Source organism: Providencia vermicola (assembly GCF_020381325.1).
GTDB classification, from domain to species: Bacteria; Pseudomonadota; Gammaproteobacteria; order Enterobacterales; family Enterobacteriaceae; genus Providencia; species Providencia vermicola.
Map to the genome: position 1 here is coordinate 94,973 of NZ_JAGSPI010000010.1, position 21,017 is coordinate 115,989.

22 protein-coding genes are annotated in these 21,017 nt (G+C 39.5%); 9 read left to right on the plus strand and 13 right to left on the minus strand.

The window, feature by feature from the left end:
• Positions 1-9 precede the first annotated feature (9 nt).
• Positions 10-1,056, plus strand: a complete 1,047-nt coding sequence (gene rfaF / locus KDJ85_RS15345; RefSeq protein WP_225820402.1) for an ADP-heptose--LPS heptosyltransferase RfaF — start codon at positions 10-12, stop codon at positions 1,054-1,056.
• Positions 1,056-2,018 (plus strand): lipopolysaccharide heptosyltransferase RfaC, encoded by a 963-nt coding sequence (gene rfaC / locus KDJ85_RS15350; protein WP_225820403.1) that lies wholly within the window; start codon positions 1,056-1,058, stop codon positions 2,016-2,018. Before rfaF ends, rfaC begins: the two co-directional genes overlap by 1 nt.
• Here the strand turns inward: rfaC and KDJ85_RS15355 are convergent.
• From KDJ85_RS15355 to waaA, 3 genes are all read right to left on the minus strand, one after another.
• The gene (locus tag KDJ85_RS15355; RefSeq protein ID WP_225820404.1) at positions 2,010-2,993 is read right to left on the minus strand and encodes a glycosyltransferase family 52; all 984 of its coding nucleotides are present in this window, start codon (positions 2,991-2,993) and stop codon (positions 2,010-2,012) included. The two genes, rfaC and KDJ85_RS15355, sit on opposite strands and share 9 nt — an antisense overlap.
• Before the next feature lie 118 nt (positions 2,994-3,111).
• A complete protein-coding gene (locus tag KDJ85_RS15360) occupies positions 3,112-4,572 on the minus strand; it encodes a glycosyltransferase family 39 protein (RefSeq protein WP_225820405.1) in 1,461 nt (486 codons plus the stop codon).
• A gap of 188 nt (positions 4,573-4,760) precedes the next feature.
• Positions 4,761-6,041 (minus strand): lipid IV(A) 3-deoxy-D-manno-octulosonic acid transferase, encoded by a 1,281-nt coding sequence (gene waaA, locus KDJ85_RS15365; protein ID WP_206085995.1) that lies wholly within the window; start codon positions 6,039-6,041, stop codon positions 4,761-4,763.
• A 203-nt stretch (positions 6,042-6,244) separates the two neighbouring features.
• Between waaA and coaD the strand changes: the two genes are divergently transcribed.
• A complete protein-coding gene (coaD, locus tag KDJ85_RS15370) occupies positions 6,245-6,730 on the plus strand; it encodes a pantetheine-phosphate adenylyltransferase (RefSeq protein WP_047756775.1) in 486 nt (161 codons plus the stop codon).
• Positions 6,731-6,740: 10 nt separating this feature from the next.
• On the opposite strand, the gene mutM is transcribed toward coaD, so the two are convergent.
• Complete coding sequence (gene mutM, locus KDJ85_RS15375; RefSeq protein ID WP_206085753.1) at positions 6,741-7,550, minus strand: bifunctional DNA-formamidopyrimidine glycosylase/DNA-(apurinic or apyrimidinic site) lyase; 810 nt, start codon at positions 7,548-7,550, stop codon at positions 6,741-6,743.
• Between the two features lie 233 nt (positions 7,551-7,783).
• On the opposite strand from mutM, the gene KDJ85_RS15380 reads away from it, so the two are divergent.
• Together KDJ85_RS15380 and KDJ85_RS15385 are read left to right on the plus strand one after the other, a co-directional pair.
• The gene (locus KDJ85_RS15380) at positions 7,784-8,740 is read left to right on the plus strand and encodes a glycosyltransferase family 2 protein (protein WP_225820406.1); all 957 of its coding nucleotides are present in this window, start codon (positions 7,784-7,786) and stop codon (positions 8,738-8,740) included.
• A gap of 4 nt (positions 8,741-8,744) precedes the next feature.
• Positions 8,745-9,986, plus strand: coding sequence for an O-antigen ligase family protein (locus tag KDJ85_RS15385; protein ID WP_225820407.1), 1,242 nt, complete (start codon positions 8,745-8,747; stop codon positions 9,984-9,986).
• 57 nt (positions 9,987-10,043) lie between these two features.
• Here KDJ85_RS15385 and KDJ85_RS15390 read toward each other — a convergent pair whose 3' ends face one another.
• The 7 genes from KDJ85_RS15390 to radC all read right to left on the minus strand — a co-directional run bounded on the left by KDJ85_RS15390 (position 10,044) and on the right by radC (position 15,609).
• Positions 10,044-11,018: a glycosyltransferase gene (locus KDJ85_RS15390; RefSeq protein ID WP_225820408.1), complete on the minus strand. Its 975-nt coding sequence runs from the start codon at positions 11,016-11,018 to the stop codon at positions 10,044-10,046.
• Positions 11,019-11,090: 72 nt separating this feature from the next.
• Positions 11,091-11,888: a lipopolysaccharide core heptose(I) kinase RfaP gene (gene rfaP / locus KDJ85_RS15395; RefSeq protein ID WP_225820409.1), complete on the minus strand. Its 798-nt coding sequence runs from the start codon at positions 11,886-11,888 to the stop codon at positions 11,091-11,093.
• Positions 11,881-13,005, minus strand: a complete 1,125-nt coding sequence (locus tag KDJ85_RS15400; RefSeq protein ID WP_225820410.1) for a glycosyltransferase family 4 protein — start codon at positions 13,003-13,005, stop codon at positions 11,881-11,883. Before KDJ85_RS15400 ends, rfaP begins: the two co-directional genes overlap by 8 nt.
• 1 nt (position 13,006) lies before the next feature.
• Positions 13,007-14,071: a lipopolysaccharide core heptosyltransferase RfaQ gene (rfaQ, locus tag KDJ85_RS15405; protein ID WP_225820411.1), complete on the minus strand. Its 1,065-nt coding sequence runs from the start codon at positions 14,069-14,071 to the stop codon at positions 13,007-13,009.
• Positions 14,072-14,276: 205 nt separating this feature from the next.
• Positions 14,277-14,444: a 50S ribosomal protein L33 gene (gene rpmG / locus KDJ85_RS15410; RefSeq protein WP_004265124.1), complete on the minus strand. Its 168-nt coding sequence runs from the start codon at positions 14,442-14,444 to the stop codon at positions 14,277-14,279.
• Positions 14,445-14,455: 11 nt separating this feature from the next.
• Positions 14,456-14,692: a 50S ribosomal protein L28 gene (rpmB, locus tag KDJ85_RS15415; protein WP_004265123.1), complete on the minus strand. Its 237-nt coding sequence runs from the start codon at positions 14,690-14,692 to the stop codon at positions 14,456-14,458.
• A gap of 251 nt (positions 14,693-14,943) precedes the next feature.
• Positions 14,944-15,609: a RadC family protein gene (gene radC, locus KDJ85_RS15420; RefSeq protein WP_225820412.1), complete on the minus strand. Its 666-nt coding sequence runs from the start codon at positions 15,607-15,609 to the stop codon at positions 14,944-14,946.
• Between the two features lie 183 nt (positions 15,610-15,792).
• Here radC and coaBC point away from each other — a divergent pair, with 183 nt between their 5' ends.
• The 3 genes from coaBC (at position 15,793) to slmA (ending at position 18,262) form a co-directional block, all read left to right on the plus strand.
• Positions 15,793-17,004: a bifunctional phosphopantothenoylcysteine decarboxylase/phosphopantothenate--cysteine ligase CoaBC gene (gene coaBC / locus KDJ85_RS15425; protein ID WP_225820413.1), complete on the plus strand. Its 1,212-nt coding sequence runs from the start codon at positions 15,793-15,795 to the stop codon at positions 17,002-17,004.
• Positions 16,991-17,446, plus strand: a complete 456-nt coding sequence (dut, locus tag KDJ85_RS15430; protein WP_219245134.1) for a dUTP diphosphatase — start codon at positions 16,991-16,993, stop codon at positions 17,444-17,446. The genes coaBC and dut overlap by 14 nt, the downstream gene beginning before the upstream one ends.
• A 216-nt stretch (positions 17,447-17,662) precedes the next feature.
• On the plus strand, positions 17,663-18,262 hold the full coding sequence (gene slmA, locus KDJ85_RS15435) for a nucleoid occlusion factor SlmA (protein WP_047756772.1): 600 nt from the start codon (positions 17,663-17,665) through the stop codon (positions 18,260-18,262).
• Between the two features lie 50 nt (positions 18,263-18,312).
• Here slmA and pyrE read toward each other — a convergent pair whose 3' ends face one another.
• Together pyrE and rph are read right to left on the minus strand one after the other, a co-directional pair.
• The gene (gene pyrE / locus KDJ85_RS15440; protein ID WP_206085693.1) at positions 18,313-18,954 is read right to left on the minus strand and encodes an orotate phosphoribosyltransferase; all 642 of its coding nucleotides are present in this window, start codon (positions 18,952-18,954) and stop codon (positions 18,313-18,315) included.
• Between the two features lie 121 nt (positions 18,955-19,075).
• Positions 19,076-19,789, minus strand: a complete 714-nt coding sequence (gene rph / locus KDJ85_RS15445; RefSeq protein WP_206085691.1) for a ribonuclease PH — start codon at positions 19,787-19,789, stop codon at positions 19,076-19,078.
• Between the two features lie 122 nt (positions 19,790-19,911).
• Here rph and KDJ85_RS15450 point away from each other — a divergent pair, with 122 nt between their 5' ends.
• Positions 19,912-20,775, plus strand: coding sequence for a YicC/YloC family endoribonuclease (locus KDJ85_RS15450; protein WP_225820414.1), 864 nt, complete (start codon positions 19,912-19,914; stop codon positions 20,773-20,775).
• Positions 20,776-21,017: the final 242 nt, after the last annotated feature.

The following is a 21,017-nucleotide window of genomic DNA, read 5'->3' on the forward strand; positions in this document are numbered from 1 at the left end:
TTAGTATTTATGAAAATATTGGTGATCGGCCCTTCGTGGGTAGGGGATATGATGATGTCACAGAGCCTTTATCGCACGATAAAGGCGCTTCATCCTCATGCGCAAATTGATGTGATGGCACCACAATGGTGCCGTCCTTTATTAGCCAAAATGCCTGAAGTTAGTCAAGCCATTCCGATGCCTTTAGGCCATGGTGTGCTTGAAATCGGTGAACGTCGTCGATTAGGCATCAGTTTGCGGGAAAATGGGTACGACCAAGCAATTGTTTTGCCTAACTCATTAAAATCTGCACTTGTTCCGTTCTTTGCTCGTATTGCAAAAAGAACGGGGTGGCGCGGAGAGATGCGTTATGGGTTACTCAATGATATTCGCCCATTGAATAAAGAAGCGTTTCCACTCATGGTACAACGCTACGTTGCGCTTGCTTATGATAAGCAAACTATTCAATCTGCTGCTGATATCCCATCACCAATATTAAAACCCAAACTCGTCACAGTTCCACAAGAAGTCAACGAAACACTACAAACCTTTGGCATTGATGATTCTCGCCCAATTATTGGTTTTTGCCCAGGCGCAGAGTTCGGCCCTGCAAAACGCTGGCCACACTATCATTACGCCACACTCGCTCAAGAGCTGATCAGTTTAAAAGGCTACCGAGTCTTATTATTCGGTTCCCAAAAAGACCATCCCGCAGGGGAAGATATTCGCCAAAGCCTAACGGATGACGCCAAATCGTACTGCTATAATTTTGCAGGGAAAACCTCGCTAGAACAAGCTGTTAACTTAATCGATGCCTGCCATGCCGTTGTCAGTAACGATTCGGGGCTTATGCATGTCGCTGCGGCATTAGATAAACCTTTAGTTGCACTTTATGGCCCAAGCAGCCCAGATTTCACACCGCCTTTATCTGATAAAGCAGAAGTGATCCGCTTAATCGAGGGGTATCATAAAGTTCGTAAAGGGGATGGCGAAAGCGGTTATCACCAAAGCCTGATCGATATCCAGCCAGAAATGGTTTTAGACGCATTAGCCCGTTTAAATATAGGTATTGAATAATGCGAGTATTATTAGTCAAAACATCCTCAATGGGCGATGTTTTACATTCCTTACCTGCATTAACCGATGCTCAGCAAGCTATTCCCAATATTCAATTTGATTGGGTCGTTGAGGAAGGTTTCGCTCAAATTCCAACATGGCACAGTGCGGTCAACCAAGTGATCCCTGTCGCTATCCGCCGTTGGCGAAAAAACTGGTTTTCTGCGCCGATCAGGGCTGAACGTGCAGCTTTTCGTCAGCAACTGCAAGCAACACAGTATGATGCAATTATTGATGCTCAAGGCCTACTAAAAAGCGCATTTCTTGTTACGCGCTTGGCACATGGCGATAAACATGGCTATGACCGCCATAGCATTCGTGAACCCCTTGCCAGTTTTTTCTACGACCACCGTTATGCTATTAGCAAGCAACAACACGCCGTTGAACGCATCCGTCAATTGTTTGCAAAAAGTCTTGGTTATATTTGCCCAGTACAGCAAGGCGATTACGCTATTGCGCAGCATTTCCGACAATCTTCAACTCGTCAGGAATGCCCTTACGTGGTTTTCCTACACTCAACCACCCGTGATGATAAACACTGGCCTGAAGAAAGTTGGCGAAGTTTAATTGAATTAATGGCAGGAAGTGGCATAAAAATAAAGCTACCGTGGGGAGCGCCACATGAACAGCAACGCGCACAGCGGTTAGCAGAAGGTTTTGATTTTGTGGAAGTATTACCAAAGCTCACCCTTGCCGAAGTGGCACAGCAAATTGCCAATGCCAAAGCTGTTGTCTCTGTTGATACTGGGCTAAGCCATCTAACTGCCGCTCTCGATAAACCGAATTTCACCCTCTTTGGCCCTACGGATCCAGGGTTGATTGGGGGGTATGGGCAAGAACAGCACGAATTGATATCAACCAACAAGGTTATGGCTGATATCAAAGCAGGTGATGTATATCAACAGATAGCGAGATTAATTTGATAGGTTTATAGTCATAAAACCCAATGAATTTTGGATTGTGTCCAATTCTTGGGTTTGAGACGAGTATTCTTCATTCATTCCTGAAAAGCGAAGTGTATAATTCTTAACTGAACGACTACCACTTAAAATAAATTGAGTAGTGCTGTAAAAACCATATATCTCAACAAAATAGCCTTGAGCTATCAACGCAGATATTTCATCTTCTGCAGATAAAGCAGTCTTAATAGTCCTGATGCCTACAATCTCAGTATCGATATCTCTTGGATGCGGAATATAACCTTCAATAGCCCTTTCTTTCGCTAATCTAGATAACAAAAATGTAAGGTTTTCTTTTTCTGCTTGCCCCTCGCATATCTCTGAATACACAGATCCTAAAAGGATTGAAATATGCTTTTGAGTGCCACCATTCTGCTCAGGAACTGAAACTACATCAATATATTCAGTATTATCGATAATATTTTGTACATTTTGAAATATTGTATAATGCTTTACTGACTCGCTTAATACTTTATGTGTATGATATTTTCGCCCTGAAAGCGCACGGATAAAAGACTTAAACATATTGATTTTATTCGCTTGGTTAAGTCGTTTTTCTGGTAACAGGTTATAAAGCCCATCATCAAATGTCATTAACTGCTTAAATTTAAGGCAAGACAGAACATGATGAACCAAAGGCAGCTCAACACAAGCAAGATAAACATTTTGGAAATTCGTTGTCGGTAGCTGCTTTATAATACTCTTTGCATACCCACTGCGCCTGACTGTTTTGAAAGGCTTTTCAATAATCACTTTCCTATCATCATACATAATATATTGCCATCTAGGGGCAATTAAATTCGATAGATAGTAGCTGACTTTATCGCTGTTTATATCCCCGATAAATAAGACTAATGCTTGGTCATCTGTCTCAATTTTATCTAGTAATCGACTCACAATCTTGATGTGCAATATTGTGGTACAAATAAATAGATTCATCTTTATTCTGTATTTACTCTTAATTTTTCGCCCAGATTAGCATAAAAAGCAAAAAGCCACTTAGATAAAAGCAGCTTTTTACTTAGCTTATTCATTCTATTTATTTTTAAAGCTCTCGCTATTTCTGTGGTGCAATAAACCCAAAGCACATCGTTTCAGGCGCGGCATCAGGCTCCGAGCGGTATATCACATCTTCTTTTTCGATGGTAAATTGCGGCCAGAACTTACGTACTTTGGCAAAATTCTCATGGGCACAATCATCGTATTTTTTACCTAACAACAAAGCGCCATGCTGCCGAATTTCTGCTTCCGTAATATCACGATTGTACACATTCGGTGGCATATGTTTTTCCATCGACCACGGTTGGATCACATGTGGGCGGTCTTTTGCATAAATAATAAACCACTGATACTGGTTATCTTCTCCGCCAACATATTTGACAGGTGTGCCATAACGTTGATACCAGCGCTCTTCCCCTTCAGCTATCAAGGTTTTGACACCAATAAATTTTTGCCCTGCTCCGCGGATATTCGCCGCTTGCACTGTGATATAGCCGATAACCACTAAAATCCCAAAAATCGCAAAACCAATGAGTGATTTGTTAAACGGTTTTCTTGGCATCACAGTTATTGAGCCAACAAACAAAGGTGCAATAATCGCCATAAAAGGCTGTAACCATTCTGTAATCCGCCCGCCATCATGGAACGAGAACCAGCCATAAATAACAACTAGAGGGAATAAAATAATGAAATTTGCCATGCGATTAGGCAAGGCTTTAGGCCACCCAAGTTTCCCGCCACTGCAATAAACAATAATGGCCGCAATTACTAACGGGTAAAAAACACTAAGTGCCGCTTGAGTTGTATGGAAATTAAAACCAGGGTCAATTTGCGAATCCACCCATTTGAAAGCAGAGAAATCCGTTGCCATCAACCAAAAGAAATTAGGCAGAACTAACGCAAACCACAGTGCGATAGCCAAATAAAAGACAGGATAACGATAGCTTTGACGAGCTTGCTTAACAAAAACAGTCAGTAAAAAAACCGAGCCGACTAAAGCCAATGTTGAGTATTTACCCATAGTTGCCAGCCCAGCAACCAAGGCAAAAGGCAACCACCACGCTGGATTATCATCCACCGCACGCAAAAAGAAATACAACACCCAAGGCCACAAAGTGACTAAAATATAGTTATCATTATAAGGAATGATATCGAAATTAATGACACCTGATAAATTCAGCATCAACATTGCAAACCAAGCGAGATCACGACGCCCAGTTAAACGATAAGCCAGCTTCCAGACACCCAACAGACCAAACGCAATACCAATAAAATGGATCAAATACCAATAAAAACTATACGAAATTCCTAAATAGATAGCTGGCCACATCAATACGCCAACAAACCAGGGATTTTTCGGTGAGCCCCATTCCCCATTCATTCCCCAATTCACAGCTTCTACCGTGTCATAAGGCACTGTTGGGTCAAAATAAAAGCTCGCTAAGATCCACGCTACGGCATAGCCTATGATCCATAAATAAACATATTTATTTGAATTTGGTTGATTGATTGCTGGCATACTGTCTTAAAATATAAGGAAAAAACCAAGTATTCTATCCATTATTTAAAAAGCAAAATAGAATACCCCTATAACAAACGGTGCAGTCTACTATAGTTTAAATATAATACTAAGGTGTGGGAGAAAATATTCACTGTTCATTGTTGAAATGTTCAAGTTAGCCTATCTAAAAAAGACACACTTGATTATTATTGTTCTTTTGGGGGTAAATATGGCTGCAATAATTTGAGTAGCCGTTGCAGAGCCCCTTGGTTTTCATGTAAAACTTCTGCAGCATGGCGACCATAATATAAACGATAGTCTTCATCAGAAAGCAAGCTCGTTACAGCTTGAGCCATCGATTCACTATCCGTGACAGTAATCAGCCCATCTGCCTGCGTTAACTTTCCACAAATATCTTTAAAATTAAAGGTATGCGGTCCCATTAAAACAGGTAATGCATGCGCTGCCGCTTCTAGAGGGTTATGCCCTCCCGTTTCAACTAAGCTTCCACCAACAAAGGCAATATCTGCAATTCCATACAGAAGCATCAATTCACCCATGGTATCGCCAATAACCACTTGAGTATCTACGCTAGGAATAGTATTGGCACTACGACGAATAAACGTTAAGCCCGCTTTTTGAGTTAGCTCTTCAGCTTTCGTAAAACGTTCAGGATGGCGAGGGACTAAAATAAGCAATAAATTAGGAAAACGTTTTAATAACTTTTGGTGTGTTTCTAAGACAATCGCTTCTTCACCATCATGAGTACTAGTCGCAATCCAGACAGGGCGATGAGCAGCCCATTGCCTGCGAAGTGTAATGGCTCGAACGGCTAATTCAGGGGTAACAGAAATATCAAATTTTAAGCTTCCCGTCACTGTTAACTGCATACGCCTTAACCCTAATTGTACAAAACGCTCACCATCTTCTTGGTGCTGTGCTGCAATCATCGTGACATTACGCAGCATACGCTTCACAAAGCTGCCTAATTTTTGATAACCCGCAGCGGAACGCTCTGACAATCGCGCATTGGCGATAACTAAAGGAATTTTTTGCTTATGCAATTGATTTATCATGTTTGGCCAAAGCTCAGTTTCCATGATAATCACAAGCTTAGGATCAACCTGCTTAAGAAAACGACGCATCGAGCCAGGTAAATCATAGGGTAGGTAAACATGGCTAACATCATCACCAAATGCGGACTGTACACGTTCCGACCCTGTTGGCGTCATTGTGGTAACAGTGATGGGCAAAGAAGGATAATGATGACGGAGTGCCCTGACTAAAGGGACAGCAGCGAGTGTTTCGCCAACTGAAACCGAATGCAGTAAAATACCTTGAGGTTTAACTTTACCCGCACAAAAACCATAGCGCTCGCCCCAACGTTTACGGTACGCAGGCGCTTTTCGGCTACGCAGTAAAAGGCGAACCCATATAAATGGCTGGATAAGATAAAGAAGTACCTGATATAACCGCAGCAATAACATTCGATCTGATTCACTTACCAAAATTGGCGCTATCTTACCATAAACCTTCTGCAAAAGTGTGCAGAATATGCACCTAAAAATTCACAAAGCCTCGCTAACTCTTGTTGCAACCATGCGAGATAGCCGATAAGGTTAAACGCTCACATCGCTTATTTACGCTAATATTTTGAATAAGCAATAACAAACAATGAGATACTATCGCCATGGAACATAAAGCCATCTACCCAGGTACCTTTGACCCGATCACATCCGGGCACGTTGATATTGTCACCCGTGCAGCGGCAATGTTTGACCATGTGCTACTTGCAATCGCCAATAGCCAACGCAAGAACCCCATGTTCACTCTTGATGAGCGCGTTTCTCTTGCAAGGGAAGTAACGTCTCATCTTGATAATGTTGAGGTGGTGGGTTTTTCTGAATTAATGGCGAGCTTTGCACAAAAAAAAGGAGCGAATATTCTAATTCGTGGTGTCCGTTCCGTGGCTGATTTTGAATATGAGTGGCAATTAGCGAATATGAACCGCCATTTCGTCCCTGAATTAGAAACCGTATTTTTACTCCCATCACAAAGTTTGTCCTTTGTTTCTTCATCCTTAATCAAAGATGTTGCCCTTCATGATGGTGATATTTCCTCTTTTCTGCCCCCTATCGTTGCAGATGCGATGCTAAGAAAGCTCAATAAAAAATAGCTATTACAGATTACTTTTGGCATTGCGGACAGAAAAAAGTACTACGCTGGCCTTGTTTAATACTTTCAATTGGTGTTCCGCACATTGAACAAGGCTCTCCCTTTTTACCATACACAAACAGTTCTTGTGCAAAATAACCAGGTTTACCATCTGACTGCAAAAAATCCTTCAGCGTTGTACCACCTTGCTCAATCGATCGTGTTAACACGAGTTTGATTTGCTTAACCAACTCCGTGATTTCAGCCAATGTTAATGTATTGGTTATTTTTTCAGGGGAAATTTTTGTCGCAAATAAAGCTTCATTTGCATAAATATTGCCAACGCCAACCACGACTTTGTTATCCATCAGCCAAGGCTTGACCGCCACTTTCTTTTTTTGTGAGAGTTCATAAAGATATTGCGGGTTAAATGCATCAGATAGAGGTTCAGGGCCCAAGTGCGCAAGTACCGAACTATTTTCTAAGTCGTCACACCACAACCAAGCGCCAAAACGCCGTGGGTCGGTATAGCGTAAAACTTTACCGTCACGCATGACTAAATCTACATGGTCATGTTTTTCTTCAGGTAACTCTTGCGTTAAAATACGCACACTGCCTGACATCCCTAAGTGAACGATAATCCAGCCCTTTTTCAATTCAATCAACAAATACTTTGCACGGCGTTGTACACTTAAAACAATTTCATCAGATAAACTTTTTATTTGTTCGCTGACAGGCCAACGCAAACGGCTGTTTCTTACAACTGCATAAGATATTGTATTACCGACTAAATGTGGTTCAATGCCACGACGGCTGGTCTCGACTTCTGGTAGTTCTGGCATGTTTGGTACCTATGTATTCTAAAAGGCTCAATGTCCTTAGAATTCTCTTGTCCGACTTTGTATTTTCTTAAAACACCATAAATTACGCTTAGTATACCCCGAATAATGAGAGAAATTACCTCTCTATTCATCAATAAGAGTGATAGATGGAGTGTTTACATTTAAGTATATTTCCCTCATTATAACTAGTGATTATTAGTGATGGATTACCATGTTAGGCTAACATAACACCCATGAAAAATATCAGATTATCTATTGTAGTACCTTGTTATAATTCAGAAAAATTTATTGAAGAATGTATTTCCTCTGTATTGTTTTTTATGGATGAAAACGTTGAATTAATCATTATTAATGATGGTTCAACAGATAACAGCCAAAAAATAATTAATAATATACTCAGTCAGCACTCCGAAAAAAATATTCAGTGTATTGAACGAGAAAATGGAGGCTTATCTATAGCAAGAAACCACGGTATTTCTGTTTCATCAGGTGAGTATATCGCTTTTTTAGATGCTGATGATTTTTTAAGTGAAAACTTCTATGCAGAATTAACGCCGATATTATCCACTTCAAGATATGATATCATTGAGTTTGACACTCAAAAATTTGAAGACTCAGATAGAAATAAAGTTAAAAATATAAAGACTAGCCACTATATTGGTGAAAAAAAAATCAACAACTATCAAGACTTACAGCCTGTTTTCAATAATAAAAAATGGTTTGCATGGTCACGGGTATATCGAAATAGCTTATTTAAATTTGTCGGCATCCATTACCCTGATAGAGTTTTGTATGAAGATATGCCAACAACGCCTAAGTTATACTTAAAAAGTAAAAATATTTACAGTATAAATAAAGTGTTAATACATTATCGTGTAAATGAAACGAGTATCACCCAAACCTTCAGACGAAGTGATATTAATAGTTTAATTTATGTCATGGCTGAGCTTTCATTCATTTCTTTGATTTATGGTGAAGATGTGACTAAAATGCTAAGTAAAACGATGTCTGAAGCATTCCATTTATTAAAAAAATCCATCTCAAAAAATACGGGTGCACTTCTCAATCATCATGAGATCTCTCAAATACAATATGCGGCAAGAATATTTAAAAAACATTTAAAGCGAAAAGAAAGGCTACAACTATTTTTTTTAAAGCTGTATAGCCGTTTCCCAAGAAAAAACAGGTAATACTTTGAAAACTAATAACAATATTGTTAAAAAAATTCCTTTTGCTTTACTTTTTCTAGTCACTTTAGGTATGTTTACCAATGATACTCAGGGTGTTCTGAATGTTTCTGCAGTATTGCTATTGTTATATACCTTATATAGTATTTTTAAAAACAAGATTAGCATCACGAGTGATATTCTTGCTTTAGTTAAAGCAAGAAAAATACTTTTCTTGTTTGGTATTTGGAGCTTATTTTGTGTTGCATTTTTCACCTATAATGGTTTCGCTCTTTCAGCCTTAAAAGCATTTTTCAATGACTGGCGTTATATTATAATAATAACGTTATTCTTAATTGTTTTTAAAACCGATTCTACTAAATCACAAAAAACGATCAGTTACGCACTAATTTTTACATTAGCATTTATTATTTTTGCAATCCCAATTTTAAAACAGTTAAAGGATAATAGTGATTTGCCCTTATATCTACAATTAAGATTTGGGTTTGCCCACTATATGACATTACTCTTCCCTTTCACATTTGCTACAATTTTTCTCTCCAAAAATAAAGAACTTAAAATAGCCATATTTATTCTTTCGATTTTAGCATTTTTATTCCTCCTATATACGGGTAGTCGGGGTGGCGTTCTTGCGGTCGTTATTGAAATAGCTGTTATTTTACTAATACTCTCATCAAATTATAAAAAATGTATTATTTCCATGGCTATATCAGCCGTCATAGTGAGTACTATTATTGGCTTATCCTATTTATACATTCCCCAAGTAAAGTCTAAAATTAACCAGTCTATTTACTCACAGGATATTACTTCTAAACGCGATAAAATTATTGAAACACGATTTCCTATTTTTATGGAACACATTTCAACTCAATTAACAGGTATAGGGTATGGTTCCGTTGCCTATAATCAGTTTTTACTAGACCATAATGCCCCAAAAAATCAAGGGGGGATGGGATATTCAGCCAAAAGAAAATCCTACCACTATAATAATGATGAGCCTTTTTTCCTGAACATTACCTATAACATTGGCCTTATTGGTTTAATCCTATTTTTATCTGCCTTTTTTATTAATATGAAGGATCTATTTAAAGATATCCGGAAAAGGAAAAACATCCTAAATGTAGGGATTTTTGTTTCATCCATAGGGTACTTTTTAATATATTGCTTATTTGAGTTCATATTTATCGATATATTTATACTCTACAATATATTAACTGCAATTTTCATAAAAAAAGCGCTCTCGAAATAAAAAAAGCCCTGTATAACTAACATAAATACAGGGCTTTATATCTCTATTGGAACTAAACTATTTAGCCAATTTCTTTATCAAATATTGTATTGTTGTTAGCGCAAAACCAAGGTAATCACCATTTTTTCTCAAATGTGATTTTTTACGTGATAACTGCTTGTAACCTTCAGGCTTTAATAAAGGAACATCTTTCCATGGTGAGCTTTGACGTGCTACCTCTAAATAACGATACTCTTCATAGAAATTTGCCCACTCATGAAATGGCTTAGTTAACCCAACAAAGTGAATAAAAACAACCTCTTTTGGTATTTTACTCAAATGACCTTTACTTGTAATATACCAGTCTAACGAAAACATATAATTGTAGTTTTCACTAATATTCGTTAGTTTATCGTTGAGTAATACATTTAAAGCGTCTTGATCTGGATGAGTAAAGTTATTTTTTTCAACTAGCTCAATAACTTTATTCGGGATATTGTTCTCTGCCAAATATTTCAGAGACATATACAAAAAACCAGAATTAAAATATTTATTCATATCAATAGATAAACGTTGTTTTTCACTACAAAACTTATCCTTAACTGCATAAACAAACGTATTTTCATCAAATGTTAAGGTTTTTAATTCACTTAAATCACCCTTACAAATAATATCGGCATCAAGATATAACAAATTATCGACTGTATTTGATAAATAAGAAATAATCAAAAGTCTAAAATAAATAGCATGGCTCCAAGCTTTTGATGGTAGCGGAAGCTGTTTAAATTTTTCATTATCAATAAAGTAAATCGTAATTTTATGTTGAGTATCTTCAGCTAGCCCACGGAATAAGTCTTCTCCGGCTAAATTATCAACAAAAATATGAAAGTGAAAGTTTGTATCTTTATTATTGAGTATCACTGACGCAATTGAGGTACCGACGCCATATAGAAACTTTTCATCAACGCCATAGCCAATATGAAAGTAGGTACTTTCGCTACTTTCATTATCGTTAATTTTTATCAATGACTTAATCATATCATTGTTTATCATGTCGTTACCTTTTACCCGTTCAAAAGCTCAATGTTTACACTTTTATATGCAATAATAACCGCTTACACTAAATTATAAGCGATACTTTAAACTTCTTTGTCGAATTTTTTCTGATCTCTGTTCCACTACTCGAACTAATTTTTGCTCTTGCTTCAAAATTTCTTTTAATGGTAAGGAAAAATAAATCTTCATGAAACGAAAAATATCACGTTGGGTAAGCCCAATATTTAGCGAAGAATAATAGAGACCAATTAAATCTTTGTCGCGCCAACGCATTGGGACTGATTTTCTCAGTTGTGCGCGGTGCAAATCAATCACGGATATTTTTAAATCACCTTCATTTTCGGTGAAAGGAAAATGGAGTAGAAAATGGCAAATATAGCAGTCACGATGATTAATACCCGCTTTATGCATGCCGCGAACCATTTCAGCCACTCGGCGAATAATCATTTGTTTCGTACGAAATAACGGGGGCTCATTTAACCAATTTGCACAATAATCTTCCAAGCTAATGGTTGGCGTTAAATCTTCTGTAATAATAAATGAATGGCGACGCAGCGGATTTATCCCTTTTTGCCCAAAGGCACGTCCATTCATCGTATCGACACCCACTTGTGTAAGCCGATGAATCGCATTCCATTCTCTATCTGCACCTAAAACGGGCAGCCGAAAAGAGAGCAGATTTTTCAGGACTTCTTTTAAGGTTGTACCGTAATGAATTTTGATAAAATAACTGCGACTGTCAACCTCAAAACGTAGCGTTTTTCGGGTCTCTAATGCACGAAAAACCTCACCTTGCAGTTTATCCGCTTCAATAAATGGATCTTTATTTTTCCAAAGCTCATTAAAAGGTGATTTTAATTCAATCATTTTGGCATCCTAAAATAATATCAGCTGCCTTTTGCGGTAGACTATATAAGTCTTCCGTATCTGCAAAATTTTGAGCGTTTTTAACCCACGTCATGCGCTTTTCTGTCTCTTCTAAACCATTTTGTAACGCATAATTGAGTTCTGATTGCTCAAAAGGTTCGTTAATAACGACTCCACATTGTGCTTTTTGAATAAACGAGGCATAACCACACACTTCAGTGACAATAATAGGTAAGCCCGCAGTAATCGCTTCTAATAAGACAATACCCGCAGCTTCTTGGTACGCAGGGTGCATTAAGATATCGGCCGTAGCCATTAATTCTGCAATATCATTACGCCCACTAAAGAAAGATACCTGTTGGCTAATACCTAATGATTGTGCTAACTGCTGGTATTTTGACGGTTTATCTTGGCCTACCACCATCAGCAATGTGTTTTTCTTGATGTTCTCTGGTAGTGCAGCAAGGGCTCTTAACGTCCGGTCAACACCTTTACGCTTAAAGTCAGAGCCTACTTGCAATAGCAAAAACGCAGATTCTGGGATTTGGTTCTTTTGCCGATAAATCCGTTTTGCATCGGTAATTTGCTTATCGTATTTACGATCCAAAGCAATCCCAGGTGGCAACATATGGAAACGCCTATCTTCAGTTTGGTAGTGCTTTTTGAAATGTTTGATTTGATGTGGTGTTAACATTAATAGTTGTGTGGGTTTGTCCACATCAAAAACGGCTTTTTCGAATGCCGCATAATGCTTATAACGTGGTGTCAGTTTATAGAAAAAGCCTTTTTCTTCAGCAACTTTCTGTGCATAACACACGTCTGCAGCATAATAAACATCCAAACCAGGCATCTTATTAAAGCCAACAATACGGTCAACAGGGTGCTGCTTAATATTTGCGAGTACCCAGTCACAATATTGTGCATTTCGACCATGGTTGGTGCTTGAAGACACAGGGACAATGACAACCTCAAACCCATCAGGTTTTTCGCCTTCCCATGATTGGGTATACACTCGAATATGATGACCCCGAGATTGGCATTCTGTCGCAATGCGCAAAAAATCACGCTGTAAACCACCAAAAGGGAAGTATTTATACAAGCAAAATGCCAATTTCATATTAATACCTTGTCATCATGGAGCGGATATTCATTGGCAACAATTTTTCCGTTGCTTTAATCACATCTGAGGCAGGAATAATTGAAAGATATTTTTTATTTCTATCCAATTCATCCCTCGGTGGCATTGTTTCGTAATCACCCGCCCAAAATTGTACTGCATTATCCGTCCATGGGCGCCAAAATATGTGATTAGTTGCGCCAAAAAGACACACAATGGGTGTATTTACAGCTGCGGCTATATGCATTGGTGCAGAATCAACGCCAATAAATAATGCAGCATGGGCAATCAATGCGCCAAGTTCAGGAAATGTCGTTTTCCCTGCTAATTCAACAACAGGCTTTGTTTGGCAACCATTCGCAATATTATTCACACATTCAAGGTCTTCCTTACTCGGCCCCGACGTTAACACAACTTGGTAACCACGGAGTTGTAGTGCATCAATTACCGCAGAGAATTTCTCATCATCCCAGCACTTAAAAATCTGCCGTGCTGTTGGCTGAATGACCACATAGCTGCTATGCACGCCTAAGTCTAATAGCCTTTGGTCAATATTTTTCCAATCATCCGCTGTGTAAGACATCGTTAGATGTGTTTTAAGTTCTTTTAATTCTAACGGTTTAAGCACAGATAAATTATTTAAAACAACATGCTCCCCTTCGGGGATAGTTAAATGCGTGAAGCTGTTACGCCAATATTTAGAATCACGATGGCTAAATTGGTGCGAAATTTTTGTTCCCGCAGGAATTGCACGCACTAATAAACTTACCATCCACTGATCTGCTAAATTAACAACCAAATCGTATTTATTTTTACGCAGCACTAAAAGCAATTTAATAAAATTGCACGCTTTACTTATCCCGCTACTTTTTTTATTTGCCATTCCATATAGCGCATTAATTTCGCTGTTTTCAGATAGGATAGGGAGCGTATCCTGATAAAGCAAAACATCAATTTCAGCATCAGGATATTGGTGTTTTAATGAACTGATAACTGGCGTTGTCAGCAACATGTCCCCATGAAACCGCATCTTGATAACAAGAATTTTTTTAAACTGTTTTTTCACCAGGCACTCTTAGTCAGGTCTATGTATAAAAAGTAAAAGACGATAGATATTCGACAATAAATATCATTATTAATTCAATCAATATTCGCTATGTTACTACTTTCAGAATAATGGTCATAGCCTCCTGTGCGCATATCTCTACTCAATCAAAATTTAGGCAAAAAAAAACTCAGCCGAGGCTGAGTTTTTAACGCAGAAAGCAAAATTATTTGATTTTTGCTTCTTTGTAGATCACATGCTTACGAACGACTGGATCAAATTTTTTCAGTTCCAGTTTTTCTGGCATTGTGCGCTTGTTCTTCGTAGTGGTATAGAAGTGACCTGTACCTTCAGAAGAAACCAGCTTGATTTTCTCGCGAATACCTTTAGCCATTTTTTAGCTCCTTAGTACTTCTCACCACGGGTACGCAGTTCAGCAAGAACAGCATCAATACCCTTTTTATCGATAACACGCATACCTTTAGCAGATACACGCAGTGTTACGAAACGTTTCTCAGACTCAACCCAGAAACGGTGAGAGTGCAGGTTTGGCAAAAAACGACGTTTGGTCGCGTTTAATGCGTGTGAACGGTTGTTACCGCTCATTGGACGCTTGCCAGTAACTTGGCAGACTCGTGACATGTCTATTCTCCAAAAATCTAATCAGCTCGAGCTTTTTTGTTCTGGGTATGGCCGCCTCGTCAGGCTTAGGAGCCCATCTCAGCAAACTTTCATTGACTGAAAAAACCGTTTATACCTAAGTAAAAAATTTACTGAGATAGGCCCTTCTCGCCAAACCCAAGATCCTTAAAGGTGGCGTAGTATACGCTTTCAATCGTTTTCACTCAAGCCCAACAACGTAAAAGTTGTCATTTTTTAGGCAAAAAATGATTTTATAGCCACCCTCGTTCTGCAAAGGAGACGCATCGTTTGTGCCCAACAACAAAATGGTCAAGTAATTTCACCCCCATAATGGAACAAGCGCTCTGGATCCGTTCAGTGACTTCTCTATCTGCGGCGCTGGGTTCAGGATTACCTGATGGGTGGTTATGCGCTAAAATGATTGAACTTGCATTCATTTTTATTGCAAAACGAATAATTTCCCTTGGATGGACTTCAACTCGGTTTAATGTGCCCTTAAACATTTCTTCATAACAAATAATTTGATTTTGAGTATTTAAAAATAACACAATAAAGACTTCGCGTTCTTGTCCTGCAAACAAATCAAGCAACCTAGACTTTAAGAGATCAGGCCCACTCATTACGTCTTCATAAAGAAATTGCTCCGAAAAAAAACGACGAGCCAATTCACTAACAGCCTGTAACTGTGTGAACTTACAGCTGCCCATGCCTTTACATTGAGTCAGCTTCGTATAATCAGCTTGAATTAATAAATACAAAGAACCAAACTCCTTAATTAGCCGCTCAGCAAGTTTCAAAACTGGCTCTCCTTGACTCCCCGTTCGCAAAAAAATCGCTAATAATTCGGCATCCGAGAGCGCCGCTGCGCCATAAGCAAGTAGCTTCTCTCTGGGCGGTAAATTTTGGTGTTCATTCATGATATTATTCGTCCTTGAATTCTCTCTTACCACCTTTATCGAGTTTTCAGTGAATCTCAATTGCGCTCATAAGGCTTTGCGTAGCGCTTCGCAAAAATAATAAGTTGATGCAAAATCGAGCGCGCCACCTAAACGTGCAATGTGGTAATATGCCGTTCATGTTGAGCAAAGTGGATAAAAATAATGAATCAACTATCACTATTGGGTAAACAGATAGTTATTGGTATCAGTGGGGGCATCGCCGCCTATAAAATTCCAGAACTAACACGTCGCTTACGTGACCAAGGCGCGGTTGTACGTGTCGTCATGACTCAAGGTGCGAAAGCCTTTATTACCCCTCTGACTTTACAGGCAGTCTCTGGCCATCCAGTCGCAGACGATTTATTAGACCCAGCGGCTGAAGCAGCAATGGGTCATATTGAATTAGCAAAATGGGCTGACTTGATTATTTTAGCCCCAGCAACTGCTGATTTAATTGCTAGGCTTAATGCAGGTATGGCGAACGATTTACTCACCACAGTTTGCCTTGCTTCCGCCGCACCTATCGCTGTTGTACCAGCAATGAATCAACAAATGTATCGAGCCCGTGCAACACAAGATAATTTAATCAGATTGAAACAACGCCAATGTATGATTTGGGGGCCGGATGATGGCAGTCAAGCTTGTGGTGATATTGGCCCAGGCCGCATGATTGACCCATCCGAAATTGTTCGTTTGGCTGGTGAATATTTCAATCCTGAGCTAGATTTACAAGGCATCAAGCTGATGATCACTGCGGGCCCAACCCGTGAAGATCTAGACCCAGTGCGTTTTATCAGCAATCACAGCTCAGGAAAAATGGGGTTTGCTATCGCGCAAGCGGCAAGCCAACGAGGGGCTGATGTGACATTAATTTCAGGGCCAGTTAACCTTCCTACACCAATGGGTGTGAATCGAATTAATGTTATTAGTGGGCTAGATATGTATGAGCAGGTTCATCAATCTATCGCTGAGCAAGATATTTTTATTGGTTGCGCTGCTGTTGCGGATTACCGAGCCAAAACAGTTGCTGAAAATAAAATAAAAAAACAAGGCGATGAGTTCACGATTACACTGGTGAAAAACCCAGACATTGTCGCAAGTGTTGGGGCTCTTACAAAAAATCGCCCTTATGTTGTGGGATTTGCAGCTGAAACCCAAAATGTGGAAGAATATGCTCGCCAAAAACGACAACAAAAACAATTAGATTTAATTTGTGCCAATGATGTTTCCCTTGCAGACAACGGTTTTAATAGCGATAACAACGCATTACACCTATTTGATGCCAACGGTGAGACTCGGTTGCCACATAGCAGTAAACTTGAATTAAGCCACTATTTACTTGACGAGATACTTCAACGTTATGAAAAAAATTGACCTAAAAATCCTTGATAGCCGTATCGGTAATGAATTTCCTTTACCAACCTATGCAACAACAGGTTCAGCAGGTTTAGACTTGCGCGCTTGTCTTGATGCACCTATTGATTTGGCGCCAGGTCAAACAGAATTAATTCCAACAGGTTTAGCGATTCATATCGCTGATGAAAGTCTCGCTGCAGTTATTCTGCCTCGTTCAGGGCTGGGCCATAAACACGGTGTTGTACTCGGGAACCTGGTCGGGCTTATTGACTCCGATTATCAAGGGCAACTCATGGTTTCTGTTTGGAATCGTGGTGATAAAACCTTTACTGTTGAGCCAGGCGAGCGCATGGCACAAATGGTTTTTGTCCCTGTGGTTCAAGCTGAATTTAATATTGTTGATGACTTTGATGCAACGGAACGTGGTGCAGGTGGTTTCGGTCACTCAGGTCGCCAATAAATAAAATATTCTGATATTTAATATGCTATATAGAGCCTACTTTAGGTTCTATATTTATGAATCAAAACAATCAGTCGCATATTACTAAACAGGAAATTGTTCAAAATTTACTTATACTCTCTACATTTTTAAACCTATTTTGCTCTGTAAGTCTCTTTACTAAGAGCAAAATTTTGGATAGTTTGTTTTGCTGTTTTAGCAGGGGTCTTATTAGACATGGCAGAAAAAGCGACAACACAAAAACGTAACAGACGTGACGAGATCTTACAGGCTCTTGCGTTAATGTTAGAAAGTAGTGATGGTAGCCAACGCATTACGACTGCAAAACTTGCAGCCACCGTTGGTGTTTCAGAAGCAGCGTTATATCGTCATTTTCCCAGTAAAATGAAAATGTTTGATAGTCTTATTGGGTTTATTGAAGATTCACTGGTCTCGCGTATCAATCTGATTTTAAATGATGAAAAAGATACCATCATTAGAATTAAATTAATGTTAGCGTTAATTTTAGGGTTTTCAGAGAAAAACCCAGGCTTAACACGTATAATGACAGGCCATGCGCTCATGTTTGAGCAAGACAGGCTACAAGACCGTATTAACCAATTGTTTGAGCGAATAGAGTCCCAATTGCGCCAAGTGTTAAAAGAGAAAAAAATACGTGATGGTCATGGTTTTATCCATGATGAGTCGCTACTTGCTTCTCAATTACTTGCTTATTGCGAAGGCATGTTATCGCGCTTCGTACGTTCAGAATTTCGTTACCGACCGACTGTCGAGTTCGAAGCGCGCTGGCCTTTAATTTTAGCTCAGTTACAATAACAGTTATTAGTACTACTCACCCCGCCCGTTTTTTGGGCGAGGGGATTTTTTTAAATACCGTACTGTTCTCTATAAGCTTTCATCGCCACTAAGTGTGCTTCCATACCTTCTTGTTCAGAAAGATACGTAATCAAATCACTCATCGTAATGATTGAATAAACCTTGCAGTTATAGTCACGCTCAACTTCTTGTACAGCTGAGATTTCCCCTTTTCCTTTCTCTTGACGGTCTAAACACAACAAAACACCATTGAGAGTCGCTTTTTGCTGCTTAATAATTTCCATTGATTCACGAATTGCAGTACCTGCGGTGATCACATCATCAACCACAACAACACGTCCTTGCAGGGGGCTACCCACTAATACACCACCTTCACCGTGATCTTTTGCTTCCTTACGATTAAAGCAATATGGCATATCGATATCATGATGCTCAGCCAATGCAACTGCCATTGTAGTTGCAATGGGAATACCTTTATAGGCTGGCCCAAAAATCACATCACACTCAATTGCACTCTCTTGTAGCGCTTGTGCATAAAAACGACCGACAAGTGCCAGATCACGCCCAGTATTAAATAACCCTGCATTAAAAAAATAAGGGCTTTTTCGACCTGATTTCAGCGTAAACTCACCAAATTTCAGTACCTGTTTTTTCATGGCAAGTTCAATAAAATCGCGCTGATAGGCTTTCATTGGTCATTCTCCTCATTGATGACGATTATGTATATTCAATTTGTTATTTTGCTAATTGCGTTATAGGCCATTTAGCAGACATAAAAAAGGCGACTTTTCAGCCGCCTATTTAAACATTAATTTATTTCAGCGCTTCTCGCTGAGCTTCAAAAATGGTGTCGAGCCCCGTTTTTGCTAGTGCTAATAAAGCTAGTAATTCTTCATGGCTAAACGGTTCGCCTTCTGCGGTGCCTTGCACTTCAATCATACGGCCATCATCCATCATCACAACATTCATGTCCGTTTCTGCTGCAGAGTCTTCAACGTACTCAAGGTCGCAAAGCGCTTCTTGGTTCACAATTCCGACCGAAACTGCAGCAACCATCGACTTCAGAGGACTTTTTGCAATTTTCCCCTGAGCAACCATATTATTCAGTGCATCCACCAGTGCCACACATGCACCTGAAATCGCCGCTGTACGAGTACCGCCGTCAGCCTGGATAACATCACAATCTAAAGTGATGGTGAATTCACCCAATTTTTTCAGATCAACAGCTGCACGTAATGAACGGGCAATCAAACGTTGAATTTCCATTGTACGGCCAGTTTGTTTACCGCGAGCCGCTTCACGTTGGTTACGTGAATTTGTTGCACGAGGTAACATGCCGTACTCAGCAGTTACCCAACCTTGACCTTGACCTTTTAAAAAGCGAGGTACACCCTCTTCAACCGTTGCATTGCATAACACCTTCGTGTCGCCAAACTCAATAAGAACAGAGCCTTCTGCGTGTTTTGTATAATTGCGCGTGATGGTAATCGGGCGCATTTCGTCCGCTTGTCTATCTGCTGGGCGCATGGTGTTATCTCCGTTATCAACTCAAATTGGGACGCATTATACGTCCTTAAAACGATAATGCCTATCCTGTCATCTCTCATAGCGTTATAATCCCATTATCTTATCGATAATAGGAACGAATTATGATCCGTAGTATGACCGCTTTTGCCCGCCGTGATATCAAGGGTGAATGGGGGAATGCGGCCTGGGAGCTGCGTTCCGTAAACCAACGTTATTTAGAAACGTATATCCGTTTACCTGAGCAATTCAGAAGCCTTGAACCCGTTATTCGTGAACGCCTTCGTTCACGCTTAACGCGCGGAAAAGTGGAGTGTAACCTGCGTTTTGAATTAGACGGTGCAAACCGGGGCGAATTAATTCTCAATGAACAATTAGCCCGCCAATTAATTAGCGCAGCAAATTGGGTCAAAAATTACAGCCACGAAGGTGAAATCAACCCGCTAGAGATTTTACGTTGGCCAGGTGTGATGTCGGCTGGCGAGCAAGATTTAGATGCCATCAGTGAACAGTTAATGGCGGGTTTAGATGAAACTATCGATGCTTTTATCCAAAGCCGAGAAGCGGAAGGTGCTTCATTGCATGCCTTAATTGAACAACGCCTTGATGGTGTTTTAGTTGAAGTGGCAAAAGTTCGTCAACATATGCCAGAAATTCTGCAATGGCAGCGCGATCGCCTTCAAAGTAAGCTCGAAGAAGCGGAAATCCAACTGGATAATAACCGCTTAGAACAGGAGCTCATTTTGCTCGCCCAACGTGTTGATGTTGCTGAGGAATTGGATAGATTAGAAGCCCACGTTAAAGAAACGCGTAATATCTTGAAGAAAAAAGAAGCCAATGGCCGCCGCCTTGACTTTATGATGCAAGAATTTAACCGTGAGTCGAATACGTTAGCCTCAAAATCGATTAATAGCGAAGTCACCACTTCCGCCGTTGAACTGAAAGTATTAATCGAACAAATGAGAGAACAAATTCAGAATATTGAATAATCTCTCTGACTGTCATTCATGACTAAGCCAATTAATGCTCTGTGTAAATTGGCTTTTTTTTATTTTACTGAAATATCCAAATAACCTGAAATAGGTGGGAAACTCCGCAATTTTGGAATGAAAATCGCATAAACTGCCTTAAAAATCCTATTTTTTGAAAATCCCTAGGCGCTCAAATAATCTCCACGATAAACTATCTTTCTTCCCCCAAAAAATCACTTACTCAAAAATTGGAGAGTCAA

Excerpts from the sequence above, each read along its gene's own strand:
- rfaF (WP_225820402.1), top strand. The coding sequence starts at position 10 with ATGAAAATATTGGTGATCGGCCCTTCGTGGGTAGGGGATATGATGATG.
- rfaC (WP_225820403.1), top strand. The coding sequence starts at position 1,056 with ATGCGAGTATTATTAGTCAAAACATCCTCAATGGGCGATGTTTTACAT.
- KDJ85_RS15355 (WP_225820404.1), bottom strand. The coding sequence starts at position 2,993 with ATGAATCTATTTATTTGTACCACAATATTGCACATCAAGATTGTGAGT.
- KDJ85_RS15360 (WP_225820405.1), bottom strand. The coding sequence starts at position 4,572 with ATGCCAGCAATCAATCAACCAAATTCAAATAAATATGTTTATTTATGG.
- waaA (WP_206085995.1), bottom strand. The coding sequence starts at position 6,041 with ATGTTATTGCTGCGGTTATATCAGGTACTTCTTTATCTTATCCAGCCA.
- coaD (WP_047756775.1), top strand. The coding sequence starts at position 6,245 with ATGGAACATAAAGCCATCTACCCAGGTACCTTTGACCCGATCACATCC.
- mutM (WP_206085753.1), bottom strand. The coding sequence starts at position 7,550 with ATGCCAGAACTACCAGAAGTCGAGACCAGCCGTCGTGGCATTGAACCA.
- KDJ85_RS15380 (WP_225820406.1), top strand. The coding sequence starts at position 7,784 with ATGAAAAATATCAGATTATCTATTGTAGTACCTTGTTATAATTCAGAA.
- KDJ85_RS15390 (WP_225820408.1), bottom strand. The coding sequence starts at position 11,018 with ATGATAAACAATGATATGATTAAGTCATTGATAAAAATTAACGATAAT.
- rfaP (WP_225820409.1), bottom strand. The coding sequence starts at position 11,888 with ATGATTGAATTAAAATCACCTTTTAATGAGCTTTGGAAAAATAAAGAT.
- KDJ85_RS15400 (WP_225820410.1), bottom strand. The coding sequence starts at position 13,005 with ATGAAATTGGCATTTTGCTTGTATAAATACTTCCCTTTTGGTGGTTTA.
- rpmG (WP_004265124.1), bottom strand. The coding sequence starts at position 14,444 with ATGGCTAAAGGTATTCGCGAGAAAATCAAGCTGGTTTCTTCTGAAGGT.
- rpmB (WP_004265123.1), bottom strand. The coding sequence starts at position 14,692 with ATGTCACGAGTCTGCCAAGTTACTGGCAAGCGTCCAATGAGCGGTAAC.
- radC (WP_225820412.1), bottom strand. The coding sequence starts at position 15,609 with ATGAATGAACACCAAAATTTACCGCCCAGAGAGAAGCTACTTGCTTAT.
- coaBC (WP_225820413.1), top strand. The coding sequence starts at position 15,793 with ATGAATCAACTATCACTATTGGGTAAACAGATAGTTATTGGTATCAGT.
- dut (WP_219245134.1), top strand. The coding sequence starts at position 16,991 with ATGAAAAAAATTGACCTAAAAATCCTTGATAGCCGTATCGGTAATGAA.
- slmA (WP_047756772.1), top strand. The coding sequence starts at position 17,663 with ATGGCAGAAAAAGCGACAACACAAAAACGTAACAGACGTGACGAGATC.
- pyrE (WP_206085693.1), bottom strand. The coding sequence starts at position 18,954 with ATGAAAGCCTATCAGCGCGATTTTATTGAACTTGCCATGAAAAAACAG.
- rph (WP_206085691.1), bottom strand. The coding sequence starts at position 19,789 with ATGCGCCCAGCAGATAGACAAGCGGACGAAATGCGCCCGATTACCATC.
- KDJ85_RS15450 (WP_225820414.1), top strand. The coding sequence starts at position 19,912 with ATGATCCGTAGTATGACCGCTTTTGCCCGCCGTGATATCAAGGGTGAA.